Source organism: Pseudomonas sp. TE31087 (genome assembly GCF_057284075.1).
Map to the genome: position 1 here is coordinate 4613259 of NZ_JBXVNN010000001.1, position 18020 is coordinate 4631278.

Consider the following 18020-nt stretch of genomic DNA (forward strand, 5'->3'; position numbering starts at 1 on the left):
CAAAAGCATCGCGGGGCAAGCCTGCTCCCACGCCGGCTGTGTATAACCTGCGTGGGAGCGGGCTTGCCCCGCGATTGCGTCAGCTCAGGCGATGAAGATCTGTCAGACCGCCATCGGCGCCGTCATCGGCGCATGGTGCTCGTAGCCTTCCAGCCAGAAGTCGCTCGGCTCGATCTTCTCCAGCCACTCCGGCTCGTACCTGCCGGTTTCGGCAAATGCCGGCACGCGGTCGCTGATCACCAGCTTCGGCGCGGCCAGCGGTTCGCGTTTCATCTGCTCGCCCAGCATGTCCAGGTGGTTCTCGTACACATGGGCGTCGCCGATGAAGTAGGTGAACCAGCGCGGGGTGTAGCCGGTCAGGCGGCCGAACAGCGACAGCAGCGCCGCGCCTTCGGTGAGGTTGAACGGCGTGCCCAGGCCCAGGTCGTTGGAGCGGATGTAGAGGGTCAGGGAAATTTCCTTGGTCTCGACATTCGGGTGGAACTGGTACAGCAGGTGGCACGGCGGCAGGGCCATTTCATCCAGTTGGGCGCAGTTCCAGCCGTGGAACAGGATGCGGCGGCTGCCCGGGTCGTTGGCGATGGTGTCCAGGCACTGGCGCACCTGGTCGATGGCCTTGTACAGGATGACGAACGCCTGGCCGTCCTCTTCGTCCTGGGCGATGCGGCGAAAACCTGCCTGCTCGGCCATCTCGATGGCTGCCGGGTTGCTCAGCGGGATGCGCTTGTAGCCCGGCCACTGGCGCCACTGCACGCCGTAGATCTCGCCGAGGTCGTCATGGCCCTGGCGGAACGGGTTGGCCAGCCACTGGGCGTTCTCGTTGGCGTTCTGGTCCCAGACCTTGCAGCCCAGCTCGCGGAACTCGCCGGCGTTCTTCACGCCGCGCAAAAAGCCCACCATCTCACCGATCGCCGACTTGAACGCCAGCTTGCGCGTGGTGATGGCCGGGAAGCCTTTCTGCAGGTCGAACTTGAGCATGGCGCCCGGCAGGCTGATGGTGCGGATGCCGGTGCGGTTTTCCTGCAGCGTGCCGTTGTCGATGACGTCACGGACCAGATCTAGATACTGTTTCATGGCTTACCTGTAGCAAAAACGGCAGGGAATCACCCCTGCCGTGGAAATCAGACGGTGGCCTTGGCCGACGGTTTACGGTTGTAGGCCCACCAGATCAGGAAGATGCCGCCGACGACCATCGGCACGCAGAGCAACTGACCCATGGTCAACCAGCCGAAGGCGATGTAGCCCAGCTGGGCGTCGGGTACCCGCACGAACTCCACGATGAAGCGGAAGATGCCGTAGAACAGCGCGAACATGCCGGAAACGGCCATGGTCGGGCGCGGCTTGCGCGAGTACAGCCAAAGGATGACAAATAATGCCACACCTTCGAGGGCGAACTGATACAGCTGCGACGGGTGACGCGGCAGCTGGGCCGGGTCGCTGAACGGCGGGAACACCATTGCCCACGGCACGTCGGTGGCCTTGCCCCACAGTTCGGCGTTGATGAAGTTGCCGATACGCCCGGCGCCCAGGCCGATCGGTACCAGCGGCGCGACGAAGTCCATCAGCTCGAAGAACGACTTGTTGTTGCGCTTGCCGAACCACAGCGCGGCCAGCATCACGCCGATGAAACCGCCGTGGAACGACATGCCGCCTTTCCACACTTCGAAGATCAAGGTCGGGTTGGCCAGGTACTGGTGCAGATCGTAGAACAGCACGTAGCCCAGGCGCCCGCCGACGATCACCCCCATCGACAGCCAGAACACCAGGTCGGAGAGTTTCTCGCGGCTCCAGGTCGGGTCGAAGCGGTTCAACCGGCGCGAGGCCAGCAGCCAGGCGCCGCCGATGCCGATCAGGTACATCAGGCCGTACCAGTGGATTTTCAGTGGACCGAGGGCCACGGCCACCGGGTCGATCTGCGGGTAAGGCAGCATTGTCTTTCCTCTAGGTTCAGATAAGGAAGCTGAGTCCGACGCAGAACAGCAGCGCGGCGAACAGGCGCTTGAGCACACGCGGCGACAGCTTGTGCGCCAGACGCGCGCCGTAGCGGGCGAAGAACATGCTGGTGGCCGCGATGCCGACCAGCGCCGGAAGGTAGACGTAGCCCAGGCTGTGGGCCGGCAGGTGTTCCTCGTGCCAGCCCAGCCAGATGAAGCCCAGGGCACTGGCCAGGGCGATCGGCAGGCCGCAGGCCGACGAGGTGGCCACCGCCTGCTGCATGGGCAGGCTGCGCCAGGTGAGGAACGGCACGGTCAGCGAACCGCCACCGATGCCGAAGATCGCCGAGGCCCAGCCGATCACCCCGCCGGCGGCGGTCAACCCAGGCTTTCCGGGGATGCCGCGGCTGGCCTTGGGCTTGAGGTCCAGGGCCATCTGCGCGGCGATCACCAGGGCGAACACGCCGATGATCTTCTGCAGCATCGGACCCTGGATCAGCGAGGCGGTCTTGGCCCCGACCAGCGCGCCGAGCAGGATGCCCACGGTCATCCAGGCGAAGATCGGCCATTGCACCGCGCCCTTGCGCTGGTGCTCGCGCACGGCATTGATCGAGGTGAAGACGATGGTCGCCAGCGACGTGCCGACCGCCAGGTGAGTCAGCACCGAAGGGTCAAAGCCCTGCAGGGTGAAGCTGAACACCAGCACCGGCACGATGATGATGCCGCCACCGACGCCGAACAGCCCGGCCAGCACCCCGGCGCAGGCGCCCAACAGCAGATAGAGAGCGAATTCCATTCGTGGCCCCAGTGGAAAACAATCCGGCATGGTAACGGAAGCCAAGCCCGGCGCTCTAGTGAACTCTGTGTCAGATGATGGATAGCGGTCGGCGGCGCGGGTAGAGTGGCCGAAAACACAGGGGACAACCTATGTGCCTGATCGTATTCGCCTGGCGGCCGGGGACGGCCCGGCCGCTGATCGTCGCAGCCAACCGCGACGAGTTCTATGCCCGGCCAACCCAGGCCCTGGCCGCCTGGGAGGATGCCCCAGGCGTGCATGCCGGACGCGACCTGGAGGCTGGCGGAACCTGGCTTGGCGTGGGGCCGAACGGGCGCTTCGCCGCGCTGACCAACATCCGCGACCCGCGCCAGCCACCGGGGCCGCGCTCACGGGGCGAGCTGGTGGCGGCGTACCTGCAGGGCGAACTGGGGGTCGAGGCCTACCTGGACCAGGTGGCCAGCCGCAGCGAGCAGTACTCGGGGTTCAACCTGTTGGTGAGCGATGGCGGGCGGCTGGGCTACCTGCATGCCCGCGAGGCCGCGCCGCGCTTGCTGGAGCCTGGTGTCTACGGGCTGTCGAATGCCGGGCTGGATACGCCGTGGCCGAAGCTGGTCAAGGCGCGCAGTGGGCTTGAGGGATTGCTCGAGGCCGCCGATCCGCAACGGCTATTGGCCCTGCTGGGCGATGCGCAGCCCGCGCCGGACGGCGAGTTGCCGGAGACCGGCGTGGGGCTGGCCACCGAAAGGCTGCTGTCGAGCGTGTTCATCGCCAGCCAGAACTATGGGACGCGGGCGAGCACGGTGCTGATCGTCGATGATCAGGGGCGGCGGCAGATGGTCGAGCGCAGTTTCGGACCGTATGGTGGGCACTTGGGCGAGGTGGATATAGACGTTTGAATGCAGGGGGCGCTTTGCGCCCCTTTCGCGGCACAAGGCCGCTCCTACAGGGGGCGCGTATGATTTGTAGGAGATTACACAGCCCTTACGGGCTGCGCTGTCGCGCAGGAAACAGAGTTCCCGCTCCCACGCTACCCAGTCAAATCAAAGAATTATGTTTTGTTCCATGAGAGCGGCCTTGCGCCGCGAAAGGGCTGCGCAGCAGCCCCAGCGATTCAGCCTGCCAGCACTGCCGGCTCATCCTCCTCGAACCCCCGCGAAGCCCGCCCGACCAGCAGCGGATCCGGCGCATGCGCCACGCTGTGGTCCTTGCCCGGATAATCCAGCGAATGCAGGAAGTGGCGAATGCAGTTGATCCGCGCCCGCTTCTTGTCGTCCGACTTGATCACCGTCCATGGCGCGTCAGCGGTGTCGGTATGGAAGAACATCGCTTCCTTGGCCGCGGTGTAGTCCTCCCACTTGTCCAGCGACTTGATGTCGATGGGCGACAGCTTCCAGTGCTTGAGCGGATCGTCACGGCGCGAGATGAAGCGGCGCAACTGCTCCTCGCGGTTCACCGAGAACCAGAACTTGAACAGCAGGATGCCGCTGTTGCACAGCATGCGCTCCAGCTCCGGCGCCTGACGCATGAACTCCAGGTATTGCAGGGGCGAGCAGAAGTCCATGACCTTCTCGACCCCGGCGCGGTTGTACCAGGAGCGGTCGAAGAACACCATTTCACCGGCTGTGGGCAGGTGCTGGACATAGCGCTGGAAGTACCACTGCCCCTTCTCCTGCTCGGAGGGCTTCTCCAGCGCGACGATGCGCGCGCCGCGCGGGTTCAGGTGCTCCATGAAGCGCTTGATGGTGCCGCCCTTGCCGGCGGCGTCACGGCCCTCGAACAGCACGACGATGCGCTGGCCGGTTTCCTTCACCCAGTTCTGCACCTTGAGCAGCTCGATCTGCAGGTCATGCTTGGCCTTCTCGTAGTCCTGGCGGCGCATGCGCGTGCGGTAGGGGTAGTTGGCCGGCAGGCGGGCCGAGGTGCTGTCTTCGTTGCTGCCTTTGCGGGCATTGGCCACTTCCAGGGCGGCGGGCTGCTGGCTGACCTGGGTGATGGTCTCTTGCGCGGCGGTGCTGCTGGCCGGCTTGCGCTGGCGTGGGCGACGAGGGCGAGGGGCTGGCTTGGGGCTGCTGTCGGCCTCGGCGGGCGCTGGCAGGAGGAGGGTGGCGGATTCTTCGCTCATGGAGGTCCTTGCGGGGGTCGGTCGAATGTCCACCTTCCATCCTATGCAGGCGCGAAGGGAGGCATTTTGATATCGATCAACCAGGGGCGAAGGATTCCTGGGGTAAAACTGAAGACAACAAAAAACCCGCACTAGGCGGGTTTTTTGTGTCGCTTCGGGTAACTTTGCAACCACCAGAAGCTTGAAGGTGGTGCCCAGAGACGGAGTCGAACCGCCGACACGAGGATTTTCAATCCTCTGCTCTACCGACTGAGCTATCTGGGCGACGAGGTGCATTAAATAGATTTCCGAACCGACCGTCAACGACTTTTTTGAAAAAATTTAAATTAATTCCGTCGCTTACGGTTTTCGGGGTCAATTCGAGGGTGGCACGTAGCCTTCGGCCTGGGCGTAATCCTCACCGGCGAAGAACTTGTCCATCTCGGCCTGGATGAATTTGCGGTCCTCGGCATTCATCATGTTCAGGCGCTTCTCGTTGATCAGCATGGTCTGGTGGTCCTGCCACTCCTTCCAGGCTTTCTGCGAGATGTGCTCGAAGATGTCCTGGCCCTTGGCGCCCGGATAGGGCGGGCGGTCCAGGCCGGGGAGTTCTTCGTTGTACTTGCGGCACTTCACGGTGCGGGTCATGGCTTCTCTCCTGCAATCAATTCGTCGGCCGCGCGTTGCAGCAGCTTCTTGACCGGGGCGGCGAGGCCCAGGCGCGGCGGGGTGGCGAGGTTATACCAGAGCCAGTCGGGCTCGGCCACGTGCGAGCCGACGGGCTCGACACGCACCAGCCAGGGTTCGATGGCCAGCTGGAAATGGCTGAAGGTGTGGGTCAGACCGTCCAGGGCCTGGCTGCCGCTCAGGCGCAGGCCGTGCTGGTAGGCGAGGTCGTCGAGCTGTTCCAGGCTGTCCAGCTCCGGCAGGCTCCACAGGCCGCCCCACAGGCCGGTGGAGGGCCGGCGATAGAGCAGGATCGCGCCTTCGTGGTTGGTCAGCAGCGGCATCAGGGTCTTGCGCTGGGGCAGGGCCTTGCGCGGCTTGGGCTCGGGATAGCGGGTCTCCTCGCCGTGCAGGTGGGCTTCGCAGCCGCGCTGCAACGGGCAGATCAGGCAACTGGGCTTGCTGCGGGTGCACAGCGTGGCGCCCATGTCCATCATCGCCTGGGTGAAGTGGTTGACCCGGGTCATCGGTGTGAAGCGCTCGGCGGTGGCCCATAGCTGGTTGGCTACTTTCGGCTCGCCGGGGTAGCCTGCCTGCGCGGTAAAGCGGGCCAGCACGCGCTTGACGTTGCCGTCGAGGATCGGCGCGCGGATGCCCATGCTGATACTGGCGATGGCGCCTGCCGTGGAGCGCCCGATGCCGGGCAATTCGGTGAGTTGCTCGACGCTGCGCGGGAACTCGCCGCCATGCTGCTCGACGACGATCTTCGCGGCTTTTTGCAGGTTACGGGCGCGGGTGTAGTAGCCCAGGCCCGTCCACAGGTGCAGCACCTCGTCCTCCGGCGCCTTGGCCAGGGCCTGCACGGTCGGCAGGGCCTGCATGAAACGGTCGAAGTAGTTGAGCACGGTGCTGACTTGCGTCTGTTGCAGCATGATTTCGGAGACCCACACCCGATACGGGTTGATGCCCTGTTGCCAGGGCAGGTCGTGGCGGCCGTGCTGGTCGTACCAGTCCAGCACGGCGCTGGAGAACTGCTGGGGTGTCATCGCTTGAACAGCCCCTTGAGCGCATCTTTGAGTTCCGGGCTCACCTTGTCTCCGAGTTTCTCTTCGAGTTTTTCATCGATCTTGTCCTTCAGGCGGTTGCCGGCCAGTTTCGCGGCGACCTTGCCCAGGCCATCCTGGTCCAGGCGGCAGGCCTTGGCGCCCAGCTCAAGCGGGCCACGGCAGCGCAGCGGCACTTCGACGCCAACATAGCGTTCGTTTACCTGGCAGGCCGGGTCGGGCATGGCGCGCTGGTCGCCTTCGACGACCACGCCGACGTTGTAGTCCATGCCCAGCACGCGCAGGTCGAGGTCGCCATGACCATTGACGGTCAGGCCCGGGATTCGCGCCTTGAGGTCCGGGTTGCTGGCCACGCCGTTACGCACCACCAAGCTGCCGCGCAGTTCCTGGAACGGCGTGTCCTTGCCGCGCTGTTCACCGCTGAGCTGCTTGCGATTGAGGGTGGCGATGGCCTGGCACAGCTGCTGTTCCAGGTTGGCGTTGACCAGCACACCGTCGTTGATGGTGAAGCTGGCGTTGCCGTTGAGGGTATCGACCAAGGCCTTCTGGCTGTTGCCGGTGGCGGTGAGGTCGCTGTTGAGGGTCAGCAGGCCCTTGACCGGTGGGGCCTGGTCCGGGCTTTCGCGCTTGATGAAGTGCTCCACCGGCACGCGATTGATCTTGGTGTTCACGCCGATCTGCGGCACGGCGGGGCGCACATCGACAGTGCCCTTGGCCTCGAAGGTGCCGTTGTACAGGCCGCCGCGCAGGGTCTGCAGGGTGACCAGGCCGGCCTGGCCGCTGGCGGTCAGCTGTGCATCACTGATCGGCAGCTTGTCCAGGGTCAGCGCGCCGAACGACAGGTCGGCCTGCAGGTCCAGGGCGCGCAGGCGGTCGACCGGCAACAGCTTGTCGTTGCTCCAGGCTACCTGGGTCGGTGCGTCGGGCAGTGGTGTGGTGCCCGCGCCGGCGACGGCGGTGGCTTCCTGCTGCTTGACCTCGGCCTGGCGCGCGGCGCTGGCGCCCTTGGCCTCTTCGCTTTTGGCCGGCAGGTAGCGATCGGCGTCGAACGTGTCGGCTTTGAGGCGCACGCGCAACGCTTGCTTGGCGAAGTCATCCACGGCGATACGGCCGGTGAAGGTGCTGTCGTCCAGCTTCACCGCCAGGTCTTCCAGGGCCAGGCTGTTCTGCGTGCCCTGCAGGCGGGTGACCAGCTCCAGTTTCTTGAACGCCGCCGGGTCGGCGGTGGCCGGCAGCGGGTGGCCGATGCCGTCAAGGAAGGTACGCAGGTCGAACTGGGCGATGGACAAGCCGCCGCTGACCTGCGGGGCCTTGTCCAGATCACGCACGTTCAGCTCGCCCAGGGCGCGCAGTTGGTTGGCCGAGACCTTCAGGCCGCTCCAGGACGCGACATTGGCCGCCAGATCGACCAGCACCTGGCCTTGGGCAACGAAGGTCAGGGTCTTGCCGGCCAGCGGCTCGCCCGAGGTCTCGCCGGACAGGCGCATGTCCTCGAGGTTGTAGCGCTTGAGCTTGCGGTCGAAGCGCAGCTCGCCGGTCAGCTCGGTGCGCGCCTTGATGTTCGGCTGGCTGGCGCTGAGGAAGGCGCTGGCCTTGAGCGCGATGTTCGCGCCTTCGTGCACGGGGCCGGTGCTCAGCTGGATGCTTTCGGCGCCATAGGTCTGCCCGGCCTTCTCGTCGGTGTAGAGCACGCGGGCGTTATTGACGGTCAGGCTGTCGATGTCGAGCTTGACCGAGCGCTCGCTGGCTTCAGCGTTGGCTGGCGCGGCGGCTGGCGCTTCAGCCGGCGTGCTGGCCGGCGCGCCGGCGACGGTCGGCTGCGGCAGTGGCTTGCCGATGTCTTCCCAGTTGCCGTGGCCATTGGCGTCGCGGGTCAGGGTCAGGTTGAGGCCCTCGACCCGTACATCGCTCATCTGCACTTCGCGGCGCAGCAGCGGCAGCACGCGCACCGACAGGCCGAGCATCTGCAGGTCGGCGAACGGCACCTTGGGGTTGTTCAGCGTGGCGATGCTCGCCTCGTGCAGCTCCAGACCCAGCCAGGGGAACAGGCTCCAGCCGATGTCGCCGTTGAGGGTCAGCTCCACATGGGCCTTGTCGCGGGCCAGCTTGCGGATTTCGTCTTTGTAGTCGTTGGGATCGAAGAGGTGGCTCAGGGCGAAGCCCAGCGCCACGATGATCAGCAACAACCCGAGAAGCCCCAGCCCCAGGATTTTGCCGAACGCTTTCATGGGCGAGTCCTTGTAGTCCGATTTAGAAATTCAGCGGCGAGTATAGCGCCGTGGCACTTGGCTCTGCGTATCCGACATTTCGACAGTGGCAATGGCGACAGTTCATTTATTGCCTGCTCGGGCCTTATCGCGGGGCAAGCCCGCTCCCACGCATGACCGAGAGCGGCATGGACTTGCGTGGGAGCGGGCTTGCCCCGCGATGAGGCCCGAACAGGCGACACAACCTCACCTGAATACACGAAATACCGATTCAGCTAGCGAAAAAAACACGATATCAGATTGCTTTCATGTCACCCCCTGCTGGTAATCTTGCGCCCGCCCGTGGAGCCCCCGCGACCCATTGTCGCGGGGTGCCAGCCCAAGCGGCCGGGCTGCCTTGCGTGCAGCCAAAGCAGAGCCGTCCACGCGCACAGCCCACCTACAAGAGGAACAATCCATGAACAGCAGTATCACGGCGGGGGCGGCGGCAAGCGCGCCGGGCTTCCTGTCGAAGGAGCGCATCATCGCCCGCCCGGGCTTCAACCGCTGGCTGGTGCCGCCGGCGGCCCTGGCGATCCACCTGTGCATTGGCATGGCCTATGGCTTCTCGGTGTTCTGGTTGCCGCTGTCCCAGGCCCTGGGTGTCAGCGCGCCAGTGGCATGCGCCGCTGACATGGGCTTCATCGCCCGTCTGTTCAGCGCCGAGTGCGACTGGCCGATTTCCATGCTCAGCTGGATCTACACCCTGTTCTTCGTGTTCCTCGGCTGCTCGGCCGCAGTGCTCGGCGGCTGGCTGGAACACGCCGGCCCGCGCAAGGCCGGCCTGGTATCGGCACTGTGCTGGTGCGGCGGCCTGCTGATCTCGGCGATCGGCGTGAAGACCCACCAGCTGTGGCTGATGTGGCTGGGCTCGGGGGTGATCGGCGGGATCGGCCTGGGGCTGGGCTACATCTCGCCGGTGTCGACGCTGATCAAGTGGTTCCCGGACAAGCGCGGCATGGCCACCGGCATGGCGATCATGGGCTTTGGCGGGGGTGCCATGGTGGGCGCGCCGCTGGCCACCGCGCTGATGGGCCATTTCTCCAGCCCGACCGAAGTGGGCGTATGGCAGAGCTTCGTCGCCATGGCCGCGATCTACTTCGTGTTCATGACCGCTGGCGCCCTGGCCTACCGCGTGCCGCCGACCGGCTGGAAGCCTGAGGGCTGGACGCCGCCGGCGAAGAAGGCCAACGCCATGGTCACCGACCGTCACGTGCACGTCAGCGTGGCCTGGAAGACCCCGCAATTTGCCTTGGTGTGGTTGGTGCTGTGCCTGAACGTGTCGGCCGGTATCGGCATTCTCGGCATGGCCTCGCCGCTGCTGCAGGAAGTGTTCGCCGGCAAGCTGCTGGGCAACGAGTTGACCTTCAGCGAGCTGAACGCCGCGCAACTGGCGCAGATTGCCGCCATTGCCGCCGGCTTCACCGGCCTTTTGAGCCTGTTCAACATCGGCGGACGCTTCTTCTGGGCGTCGTTCTCCGACTACATCGGCCGCAAGAACACCTACTTCGCCTTCTTCGCCCTGGGCGTGGGCCTCTACAGCCTGGTGCCGAACATGGGGCACATCGGCAACGTGGCGCTGTTCGTGGCGGCGTTCTGCATCATCCTGTCGATGTACGGCGGCGGCTTCGCCACCGTGCCGGCGTACCTGGCCGACCTGTTCGGCACGCAGATGGTCGGCGCCATCCATGGTCGCCTGCTGACTGCCTGGGCGGCGGCCGGCGTGCTCGGTCCTGTACTGATCACCTACCTGCGCGAGGCGCAGCTGGCGGCGGGGGTGGAGCGGGCCGCGGCCTACGACATGACCCTGTACATCCTCGCCGGCCTGCTGGTGCTGGGCTTCATCTGCAACATGCTGGTGCGGCCGGTGGCGGACAAGTACTTCATGACCGATGCCGAACTGGCTGCCGAGCGGGCGCTGAGCCATGACAAAGGTGTCGATTCGGCACGCTCGCTGGAGTGGCATGCGGCGCCGGGCAGCCTGCCACTGGTGTTGCTGGCTTGGGCCGTGGTGGTGATTCCGCTGGCCTGGGGGGTGTGGATCACCCTGCAGAAGACGGCGGTGCTGTTTCATTGATGGATGATACGGCCGGTTGATTGGCTGGTTTCAAGGGCCCCATCGCGGGGCAAGCCCGCTCCCACGCCAGATCGTGGGAGCGGGCTTGCCCCGCGATGAAGGCAACAGAAAAATCTACTTGTATAGACCTGTAGATCCCTCTGACCCCCGCAATTGCTTGCCCTGCCATATGTCATCCGCGTTTCAAGCCGGCGCGTTCTGGGCCTATAATGGAGCCCTTTTCGCCCAATGATTTTGCGGAGCTGGTGATGGTCGAACGTAAGGCTTCCGTCGAGCGCAATACCCTGGAAACCCAGGTCAAGTGCTCGATCAACCTCGATGGCAGCGGCAAGGCCCGATTTGAAATCGGCGTGCCTTTCCTTGAACACATGCTCGACCAGATCGCCCGACATGGGCTGATCGACCTGGACATCGAGTGCAAGGGCGACCTGCATATCGACGATCACCATACCGTCGAGGACGTCGGCATCACCCTGGGCATGGCGTTCGCCCAGGCCATTGGCGACAAGAAAGGCATCTTCCGCTACGGCCATGCCTATGTGCCGCTGGACGAAGCGCTGTCGCGCGTGGTCATCGATTTCTCTGGCCGGCCGGGCCTGCAGATGCATGTGCCCTACACCCGCGCCACCGTCGGCGGCTTCGATGTCGACCTGTTCCAGGAGTTCTTCCAGGGCTTCGTCAACCACGCCCTGGTGACCCTGCACATCGACAACCTGCGTGGCCACAACACCCACCACCAGATCGAGACCGTGTTCAAGGCCTTCGGCCGCGCGCTGCGCATGGCCGTTACCCTCGACGAGCGCATGGCCGGGCAGATGCCGTCCACCAAAGGGTGCCTGTAAATGCAGACGGTAGCCGTAATCGACTATGGCATGGGCAACCTGCACTCGGTGGCCAAGGCACTGGAGCACGTGGGCGCCGGCAAGGTGCTGGTGACCAGCGACGCCGCGGTGATTCGTGAGGCCGACCGCGTGGTGTTTCCCGGCGTCGGCGCGATCCGCGACTGCATGGCCGAGATCCGCCGCCTGGGCTTCGACAGCCTGGTCCGCGAGGTCAGCCAGGATCGCCCGTTCCTCGGCATCTGTGTCGGCATGCAGGCGCTGCTCGACCACAGCGAAGAGAACGAAGGCGTCGACTGCATCGGCCTGTTCCCAGGCCAGGTACGCTTCTTCGGTAAAGACCTGAAGGAAGACGGCGAGCACCTGAAGGTGCCGCACATGGGCTGGAACGAGGTCGGCCAGACCAATGACCACCCGTTGTGGCACGACATCCCCGACCGGGCGCGTTTTTACTTCGTGCACAGCTACTACATCAACGCCGGCAAGCCAGGCCAGGTGGTCGGTCGCGGCCACTATGGCGTCGATTTCGCCGCCGCGCTGGCCGATGGCTCACGCTTTGCCGTGCAGTTCCACCCGGAGAAGAGCCATACCCATGGCCTGCAGCTGCTGCAGAACTTCGTCGCCTGGGACGGGCGCTGGTAAATGAGCCGATCGAAGACCAAGGCCCCCGTCATCACGCTGGCCCCGGAGCAGGAGCGCGACGCGCTCGACACGCTCAAGCGCTTCCTCGAAGACCGCTTCGAGCTGGAGCTGGGGTCGTTCGAGGTGGCCGAGGTCCTCGAGCTGTTCAGCAAGGAAATTGCACCCCATTACTACAACAGGGCGATTGCCGATGTTCAGCTGCACCTCAAGGAGCGGTTCGAGAGCATCGAAAGCGACCTGTGGGCGCTCGAGAAGCCCTGAACCCAACGAACAAGACAGGTTGCCAAGATGCTGATTATCCCCGCTATCGATCTCAAGGACGGTGCCTGCGTACGCCTGCGCCAAGGCCGCATGGAAGACTCCACCGTATTCTCCGACGACCCGGTGAGCATGGCCGCCAAATGGGTCGAGGGTGGCTGCCGTCGCCTGCACCTGGTCGATCTGAACGGCGCCTTCGAAGGCCAGCCGGTCAATGGTGAGGTGGTCACCGCCATCGCCCGGCGCTACCCGAACCTGCCGATCCAGATCGGCGGCGGCATCCGCTCGCTGGAAACCATCGAGCACTACGTCAAGGCCGGCGTCAGCCACGTGATCATCGGCACCAAGGCGGTCAAGCAGCCCGAGTTCGTCGCCGAAGCCTGCAAGGCCTTCCCGGGCAAGGTCATCGTCGGCCTGGATGCCAAGGACGGCTTTGTCGCCACCGACGGCTGGGCCGAAGTGAGCTCGGTGCAGGTCATCGACCTGGCCAAGCGTTTCGAGGCCGATGGTGTCTCGGCGATCGTCTACACCGACATCGCCAAGGACGGCATGATGCAGGGCTGCAACGTGCCGTTCACCAAGGCCCTGGCCGAAGCCACCCGCATTCCGGTAATCGCCTCCGGTGGCATCCACAACCTGGGTGACATCAAGGCCCTGCTGGACGCGAAAGCCCCTGGCATCATCGGCGCCATCACCGGCCGCGCGATCTACGAAGGCACCCTCGACGTCGCCGAGGCCCAGGCCTTCTGCGACAACTACCAAGGCTGAGGAACGACCATGGCATTGGCCAAGCGCATCATCCCTTGCCTGGACGTGGATAACGGCCGGGTGGTCAAGGGCGTCAAGTTCGAGAACATCCGCGATGCCGGCGACCCGGTGGAGATCGCCCGCCGCTACAACGAGCAGGGCGCGGACGAGATCACCTTCCTGGATATCACCGCCAGCGTCGATGGCCGTGACACCACCCTGCATACCGTCGAGCGCATGGCCAGCCAGGTGTTCATCCCGCTGACCGTGGGCGGCGGCGTGCGTACCGTGCAGGACATCCGCAACCTGCTCAACGCCGGTGCCGACAAGGTGTCGATCAACACCGCCGCGGTGTTCAACCCGGAGTTCGTCGGCGAGGCGGCGGACCGTTTCGGTTCGCAGTGCATCGTGGTTGCCATCGACGCCAAGAAAGTCTCCGGCCCGGGCGAAACGCCGCGCTGGGAGATCTTCACCCACGGTGGTCGCAAGCCGACCGGGCTGGATGCCGTCGAGTGGGCGAAGAAGATGGAAGGCCTGGGTGCCGGCGAGATCCTGCTGACCAGCATGGACCAGGATGGCATGAAGAACGGCTTCGACCTGGGGGTTACCCGGGCGATCAGCGATGCGCTGGGGATTCCGGTGATTGCCTCGGGTGGTGTGGGTAATCTGCAGCACCTGGCCGACGGGATTCTGCAAGGGCATGCCAGCGCGGTGCTGGCGGCCAGTATCTTCCACTTTGGCGAGTACACGGTGCCGGAGGCCAAGGCCTATATGGCTTCGCGTGGGATTGTGGTCAGATAAAAATTTTGGAGCCGCGTGCGGCTCCAAAAGCACATGGCAAAGCCAGGTTGGCTACTTATACATGTATCGAACAAGAGCAGGCGTTCCTAAACCGGTCTTTTGGAAAGTTATGCCTGCAGGTAGGCCAACACCTGTGTAAATATTACTGATGTTGAAGTCACCGCTGTAGGTTCCGGAATAGCAGAATTTCGTTGTATTGAGCAGGTTGCTGAAGCACAAGGTTCCAGCATTAGACCACTTGGATATTCTTGCACTTGTCGGATTTATTTTCTCTTCTTTGCATTCAGGCGTCCAATTAATCATGGCCCAGTCTTCACTTCTCCTGGCGACGATTGAACAATTATTTGAGCCATCATTCAAGGTAAGTACGATGTTCGGGTACTCTGGGGGAGTGGGAGGAGGGTAGATATTCTCTATTACTTCCCTGCGCTCATTAAGGCCTCGGGCGACATTGTGGTGACTCGCTGTGCCAATTGGAATGCCACTGTAAGTCAAATTTGGATTTGAATAAAAGGGGATTTTTGGGCATGTATCCCCCGAGCAATCATAAGACATTTGTGTTCTGAATCGAGGGGAACCTGTATATCGGTAGCCATTCACGTAGGGTGGGTCTTTAGGTTCGCCTCCCTCCCAGTTGTGATACATCCCGAAGTTGTGGCCGATCTCGTGAGCCAGTGAGGATAGGCATCGGATGGCACTGAAGCCGTATCGTTTGCTAGGGCCGTGCTTCCCTGCGCCGCACAGTTCCCTGTTAACGACCAGCATTGACACCAGATCAGCTGAAAGCTCATCACGCTGTTGCTTGACTTCCTCGATACGGTAAGTCAGGTCGTTGAGGATTTCACCGAATTTCTTACCTGACTCGTCATAGTCGGGATCCACAAATCCAGCAAGTTCAAATGTTATTGCTACGCCGCTATTTTGAATTATCGTATTTACATTTTGTAATTGTTCAGTCAGCAGAAGGCGGCTGTTTGGATGGGCTGCGCGCGATTGCCTGGTTGTTGCGAATAGAAGTCTTATATAACTATGTGTTGAGGCCGGCTGGCTCTTTGGCCACATCCTGGCAGTTGCTAGTTCTGCGGGAGATGTTAAGTCTTGGTCCAGGGGTTGCTTTGATTCATCAACGTGGAACAGTACATGTTTGTTGGCGGAGATAGGTTCTAAACGATAAGGTTTGCCGTCGATGAAAATGCTTGCAGCTATCTGTGTCCCATCTTTCATAATAGAGATCCAGTTGAGAGGATCCCATTCTATTTCAGCTGTTGTGGTGGTTTTTTTTCTTTTATCTGATGGTATGCCGCCCACCCAACCAACCATGCCCCTTCCAAATTGGTAGGAAGGTCTTCTTGTAAAAGTAATTGTTTTACCATTTTGTAGAGGAAGGCTTATGGTGTTGGAATCTTCACTAACGAGTGCAGTGTTAATCGTTACTTCTTGAATTTCTTGATTGGCCGGGTCTTCAATTATTTTTTGCAGGTAGGGTGAATTTGTTTTTTTTGCGGTAGTGTAGATTTCTGGTTGTATCTGGAATAACGGTTTTTGAATGTCGGTGGTGTGCGTTTGCGAGGTGCAGGCTGTAGTGAGCAAGTAGCTTGTGGTCAGAAGTACAAGTCTACGGTATATGAGATTCATGTTGAGTCCTCACTGATGTGAGGAACTAGTAAACTTGCGTTTGGCTTTTGGCAACAACTGGCAAAAGTGTTAGGTGAGGTTGCTGATCAGCCATGCTAAAACGCATGATTGGGGCCGCAACGCGGCCCCAATGCCATCACCCGTGATTCTTGCCGAGCAACGCGTGATACAGCTCGGTATCCCCCAGAATCCCCACCACCTTGTCGTTATCCTGCAGCACCAGCTTGTTGCCGGTCTGGTAGCGAATCCGCAGCGCCTCGCGCATGCCGATATCGGCGTGCACCACGGTCGGTCTGCGCTCCAGCAGCTCCACATCCTGCCCCGGTGCCCAGTTCTGCATGTCCAGCCCGTTCTGGCCCTGGCGTGCGCGCTTGATCGAATTGCCTTCGCCAAGGTCCAGCCAGGAGTCGATCCCCGGGTCCAGGCACACCGAGCCGTTGACCCGCCTGCACTGGTCCAGGCTGCGCATCAGGCTGCGACCGCACAGCACGTTGAGCGGGTTGGTGTGGGCGACGAAGGTGCGCACATACTCGTCGGCCGGGTTGAGCACGATGTCTTCCGGCTTGCTGTACTGGATGATCCGCCCGTCCTTCATGATTGCGATGCGGCTGCCCAGCTTCAGCGCCTCGTCGAGGTCGTGGCTGACGAACACGATGGTCTTGCTCAGCTTGCTCTGCAGGGCCAGCAACTCGTCCTGCAGGCCCTGGCGAATCAGCGGGTCGAGGGCCGAGAACGGCTCGTCCATCAGCAGGATGTCGGCATCCATCGCCAGCGCCCGGGCCAGGCCCACGCGCTGCTGCATGCCGCCGGAGAGTTCGTCCGGCTTCTTGTTGCGCCATTGGGTCAGGCCTACCAGCTCGAGTTTTTCGTCGACCAGCTTGCGCCGATCCTTCTCCGGGCGGCCCTGCATCTCCAGGCCGAAACTGATGTTCTCGCGCACCGTCAGCCAGGGCATCAGGGCGAACTTCTGGAACACCATGGCGATGCGCTTGGTGCGCATCATCTTAAGTTCCGCCGGGGTGCAGTGGGCGATGTCGATGTGCTTGCCTTCGTGCTCGACGAACAGTTTGCCGCGGCTCACGGTGTTGAGGCCGTTGATGCAGCGCAGCAGGCTGGATTTGCCCGAGCCGGACAGGCCCATCAGCACGCAGATCTCGCCCTTGTTGATGTCCAGGTTGGCCTTCTCGACGCCGACCACAAGGCCCGTCTGCTTGAGGATCTGCTCGCGTGTCTTGCCCTGGTCGAGCAGGGCCAGCGCTTCGCGCGGCTTGCTGGAGAAGATGACGTCGACGTCTTCGAAACGAATGATGCTCATGCCTCACCCCTTACCGGCAGCTCCGGTTGCTTGCAGATACGGTCGAGCATGATTGCCAGCAGCACGATCGCCAGGCCCGCTTCGAAGCCCAGGGAGATATCGGCGGTGTTCAGTGCGTTGACCACGGGTTTGCCCAGGCCGTCGGCGCCCACCAGGGCGGCGATCACCACCATCGACAGCGACAGCATGATGCACTGGGTCACGCCGGCGGCGATGCTCGGCATGGCGTGCGGCAGTTCGATGCGGGTGAGCAGCTGGCGGCGCGAGCAGCCAAACGCCTTGCCCGCGTCCATCAGCTCTTGCGGCACATCGCAGATGCCCAGGTAGGTGAGGCGGATAGGCGCGGCGATGGCGAACACCACGGTAGAGATCAGCCCCGGTACCACGCCCAGGCCAAACAGGGTCAGGGTTGGGATCAGGTAGACGAAGGTGGGTACCGTCTGCATCAGGTCCAGCACCGGGCGCATGGCGGTATAGAACATCGGCTTGTGCGCGGCGGCGATGCCCAGCGGCACGCCGATGACCACGCAGACCACCGTGGCGAAGGTGACCTGCGCCAGGGTTTCCATGGTCTCCTGCCAGTAGCCCAGGTTGAGGATCAGCAGGAACGACAGGGCGACGAATACGGTAAGGGCCCACTTGCGCTGGATCAGGTGCGCGAGGGCGGCGAACAGGGCGATGAGCACGAACGGGTTGAACCAGGTCAGGGCGCTGGTGACCCCATGGATCATGAATTCCAGGCCTGCGGCGATGGCGTCGAAGTAGCTGGCGCCGTTCTGGGTCAACCATTCGACGAATGAGGCGATGTACTGCCCCAGGGGTATTTTCTGATCGATAAGCATGATAGCGAGCTTCCACCTGCAAAGATTGAAATCAGTCCGGGGCGGGCACGGTCCCGCCCCGCGGTGTTGCCATGG

Annotated in this window: 17 protein-coding genes and 1 tRNA gene; 7 read left to right on the plus strand and 11 right to left on the minus strand. The window is 62.9% G+C overall.

The window, feature by feature from the left end; all coding sequences use genetic code 11:
• Window positions 1–102 precede the first annotated feature (102 nt).
• The 3 genes from ACZ899_RS20765 to ACZ899_RS20775 are packed head-to-tail and all read right to left on the minus strand — an operon-like array spanning window position 103 to window position 2730.
• Window positions 103–1074: a thymidylate synthase gene (locus tag ACZ899_RS20765; RefSeq protein WP_232855009.1), complete on the minus strand. Its 972-nt coding sequence runs from the start codon at window positions 1072–1074 to the stop codon at window positions 103–105.
• A 47-nt stretch (window positions 1075–1121) separates the two neighbouring features.
• A complete protein-coding gene (gene lgt / locus ACZ899_RS20770) occupies window positions 1122–1931 on the minus strand; it encodes a prolipoprotein diacylglyceryl transferase (protein WP_186732418.1) in 810 nt (269 codons plus the stop codon).
• Window positions 1932–1947: 16 nt separating this feature from the next.
• Complete coding sequence (locus ACZ899_RS20775) at window positions 1948–2730, minus strand: sulfite exporter TauE/SafE family protein (protein ID WP_050707397.1); 783 nt, start codon at window positions 2728–2730, stop codon at window positions 1948–1950.
• 131 nt (window positions 2731–2861) lie between these two features.
• Here ACZ899_RS20775 and ACZ899_RS20780 point away from each other — a divergent pair, with 131 nt between their 5' ends.
• Window positions 2862–3608, plus strand: a complete 747-nt coding sequence (locus ACZ899_RS20780) for an NRDE family protein (protein ID WP_203649672.1) — start codon at window positions 2862–2864, stop codon at window positions 3606–3608.
• Window positions 3609–3823: 215 nt separating this feature from the next.
• On the opposite strand, the gene ppk2 is transcribed toward ACZ899_RS20780, so the two are convergent.
• From ppk2 to ACZ899_RS20805, 5 genes are all read right to left on the minus strand, one after another.
• Window positions 3824–4834, minus strand: a complete 1011-nt coding sequence (gene ppk2 / locus ACZ899_RS20785; RefSeq protein ID WP_203649674.1) for a polyphosphate kinase 2 — start codon at window positions 4832–4834, stop codon at window positions 3824–3826.
• Between the two features lie 188 nt (window positions 4835–5022).
• Window positions 5023–5098 (minus strand) — tRNA-Phe (locus ACZ899_RS20790).
• Between the two features lie 90 nt (window positions 5099–5188).
• On the minus strand, window positions 5189–5461 hold the full coding sequence (locus ACZ899_RS20795) for an oxidative damage protection protein (protein WP_011536185.1): 273 nt from the start codon (window positions 5459–5461) through the stop codon (window positions 5189–5191).
• Window positions 5458–6525, minus strand: a complete 1068-nt coding sequence (mutY, locus tag ACZ899_RS20800; protein WP_234560625.1) for an A/G-specific adenine glycosylase — start codon at window positions 6523–6525, stop codon at window positions 5458–5460. The genes ACZ899_RS20795 and mutY overlap by 4 nt, the downstream gene beginning before the upstream one ends.
• Window positions 6522–8771: an AsmA family protein gene (locus tag ACZ899_RS20805; protein ID WP_234560626.1), complete on the minus strand. Its 2250-nt coding sequence runs from the start codon at window positions 8769–8771 to the stop codon at window positions 6522–6524. Before ACZ899_RS20805 ends, mutY begins: the two co-directional genes overlap by 4 nt.
• A gap of 436 nt (window positions 8772–9207) precedes the next feature.
• Between ACZ899_RS20805 and ACZ899_RS20810 the strand changes: the two genes are divergently transcribed.
• From ACZ899_RS20810 to hisF, 6 genes are all read left to right on the plus strand, one after another.
• Entirely contained in the window at window positions 9208–10866 is a 1659-nt protein-coding gene (locus tag ACZ899_RS20810; protein WP_234560627.1) for an OFA family MFS transporter, read from the plus strand.
• A gap of 248 nt (window positions 10867–11114) precedes the next feature.
• Window positions 11115–11708, plus strand: a complete 594-nt coding sequence (gene hisB / locus ACZ899_RS20815; protein ID WP_028688464.1) for an imidazoleglycerol-phosphate dehydratase HisB — start codon at window positions 11115–11117, stop codon at window positions 11706–11708.
• Window positions 11709–12347, plus strand: coding sequence for an imidazole glycerol phosphate synthase subunit HisH (gene hisH, locus ACZ899_RS20820; RefSeq protein WP_203649682.1), 639 nt, complete (start codon window positions 11709–11711; stop codon window positions 12345–12347). It abuts the gene before it with no gap.
• Complete coding sequence (locus ACZ899_RS20825) at window positions 12348–12608, plus strand: DUF2164 domain-containing protein (RefSeq protein WP_050703409.1); 261 nt, start codon at window positions 12348–12350, stop codon at window positions 12606–12608.
• A gap of 27 nt (window positions 12609–12635) precedes the next feature.
• On the plus strand, window positions 12636–13373 hold the full coding sequence (gene hisA / locus ACZ899_RS20830) for a 1-(5-phosphoribosyl)-5-[(5-phosphoribosylamino)methylideneamino]imidazole-4-carboxamide isomerase (RefSeq protein WP_203649684.1): 738 nt from the start codon (window positions 12636–12638) through the stop codon (window positions 13371–13373).
• 9 nt (window positions 13374–13382) lie between these two features.
• The gene (gene hisF, locus ACZ899_RS20835; RefSeq protein ID WP_186521271.1) at window positions 13383–14153 is read left to right on the plus strand and encodes an imidazole glycerol phosphate synthase subunit HisF; all 771 of its coding nucleotides are present in this window, start codon (window positions 13383–13385) and stop codon (window positions 14151–14153) included.
• A gap of 51 nt (window positions 14154–14204) precedes the next feature.
• Here the strand turns inward: hisF and ACZ899_RS20840 are convergent, their stop codons facing one another.
• The 3 genes from ACZ899_RS20840 to choW all read right to left on the minus strand — a co-directional run bounded on the left by ACZ899_RS20840 (window position 14205) and on the right by choW (window position 17948).
• Entirely contained in the window at window positions 14205–15788 is a 1584-nt protein-coding gene (locus ACZ899_RS20840) for a zinc-dependent metalloprotease family protein (RefSeq protein WP_234560628.1), read from the minus strand.
• A gap of 136 nt (window positions 15789–15924) precedes the next feature.
• The gene (gene choV / locus ACZ899_RS20845; RefSeq protein ID WP_234560629.1) at window positions 15925–17103 is read right to left on the minus strand and encodes a choline ABC transporter ATP-binding protein; all 1179 of its coding nucleotides are present in this window, start codon (window positions 17101–17103) and stop codon (window positions 15925–15927) included.
• Window positions 17100–17948, minus strand: a complete 849-nt coding sequence (gene choW / locus ACZ899_RS20850) for a choline ABC transporter permease subunit (RefSeq protein ID WP_172402369.1) — start codon at window positions 17946–17948, stop codon at window positions 17100–17102. Before choW ends, choV begins: the two co-directional genes overlap by 4 nt.
• Between the last annotated feature and the right edge of the window lie 72 nt (window positions 17949–18020).

Bases quoted from the DNA above. Each gene is read 5' to 3' on its own strand.
- ACZ899_RS20765 (WP_232855009.1), bottom strand. From the start codon at position 1,074: ATGAAACAGTATCTAGATCTGGTCCGTGACGTCATCGACAACGGCACG.
- lgt (WP_186732418.1), bottom strand. From the start codon at position 1,931: ATGCTGCCTTACCCGCAGATCGACCCGGTGGCCGTGGCCCTCGGTCCA.
- ACZ899_RS20775 (WP_050707397.1), bottom strand. From the start codon at position 2,730: ATGGAATTCGCTCTCTATCTGCTGTTGGGCGCCTGCGCCGGGGTGCTG.
- ACZ899_RS20780 (WP_203649672.1), top strand. From the start codon at position 2,862: ATGTGCCTGATCGTATTCGCCTGGCGGCCGGGGACGGCCCGGCCGCTG.
- ppk2 (WP_203649674.1), bottom strand. From the start codon at position 4,834: ATGAGCGAAGAATCCGCCACCCTCCTCCTGCCAGCGCCCGCCGAGGCC.
- ACZ899_RS20795 (WP_011536185.1), bottom strand. From the start codon at position 5,461: ATGACCCGCACCGTGAAGTGCCGCAAGTACAACGAAGAACTCCCCGGC.
- mutY (WP_234560625.1), bottom strand. From the start codon at position 6,525: ATGACACCCCAGCAGTTCTCCAGCGCCGTGCTGGACTGGTACGACCAG.
- ACZ899_RS20805 (WP_234560626.1), bottom strand. From the start codon at position 8,771: ATGAAAGCGTTCGGCAAAATCCTGGGGCTGGGGCTTCTCGGGTTGTTG.
- ACZ899_RS20810 (WP_234560627.1), top strand. From the start codon at position 9,208: ATGAACAGCAGTATCACGGCGGGGGCGGCGGCAAGCGCGCCGGGCTTC.
- hisB (WP_028688464.1), top strand. From the start codon at position 11,115: ATGGTCGAACGTAAGGCTTCCGTCGAGCGCAATACCCTGGAAACCCAG.
- hisH (WP_203649682.1), top strand. From the start codon at position 11,709: ATGCAGACGGTAGCCGTAATCGACTATGGCATGGGCAACCTGCACTCG.
- ACZ899_RS20825 (WP_050703409.1), top strand. From the start codon at position 12,348: ATGAGCCGATCGAAGACCAAGGCCCCCGTCATCACGCTGGCCCCGGAG.
- hisA (WP_203649684.1), top strand. From the start codon at position 12,636: ATGCTGATTATCCCCGCTATCGATCTCAAGGACGGTGCCTGCGTACGC.
- hisF (WP_186521271.1), top strand. From the start codon at position 13,383: ATGGCATTGGCCAAGCGCATCATCCCTTGCCTGGACGTGGATAACGGC.
- ACZ899_RS20840 (WP_234560628.1), bottom strand. From the start codon at position 15,788: ATGAATCTCATATACCGTAGACTTGTACTTCTGACCACAAGCTACTTG.
- choV (WP_234560629.1), bottom strand. From the start codon at position 17,103: ATGAGCATCATTCGTTTCGAAGACGTCGACGTCATCTTCTCCAGCAAG.